Origin of the sequence: Tatumella ptyseos ATCC 33301, assembly GCF_000735525.1 — a bacterium.
GTDB lineage: Bacteria > Pseudomonadota > Gammaproteobacteria > Enterobacterales > Enterobacteriaceae > Tatumella > Tatumella ptyseos.
This window is the reverse complement of sequence record NZ_JMPR01000067.1, coordinates 1-412: the sequence shown is the minus strand read 5'-3', so window position 1 is coordinate 412 and position 412 is coordinate 1. Positions and strand designations below refer to the sequence as shown.

At 65.5% G+C, this 412-nt stretch carries 1 protein-coding gene; it reads right to left on the bottom strand.

Annotated elements, in window-relative coordinates; all coding sequences use genetic code 11:
• Nucleotides 1–412: Ig-like domain-containing protein (locus GTPT_RS16595; RefSeq protein ID WP_038011929.1), on the bottom strand; the 412-nt coding region annotated here is incomplete at both ends.

The window sequence follows — 412 nt, the reverse complement described above, 5'->3', positions numbered from 1 at the left end:
CTGATATCGCCTGCTGCTGCCGGTGCCGTGGTCTCGACCGTGACAGGAATCGCGGCCGAAGGCTGCCCGGTATTGCCGGCGGCATCGGTGACCGTGGTGGTAATACTGTGGCTGCCGTCGGCCAGGGCCGGCAGGGTGCTGCTCCAGCTGCCGTCGCTGCCCGCAGTAGCGGTACCGATGGCTTTGCCGTTGTCGAGAATGGTGACGGTGTCGCCGGCTGCCGCGGTCCCTTTGAGGATCGGGGTGGCATCGTTACTGGTCTTCCCGCTCAGATCGTCCCCGGCGGAATCGGTCAGGCTGATATCGCCTGCTTCTGCCGGTGCCGTGGTCTCGACCGTGACAGGAATCGCTGCCGAAGGCTGGCTGGTATTGCCGGCCGCATCAGTGACGGTGGTGGTGATACTGTGGCTGC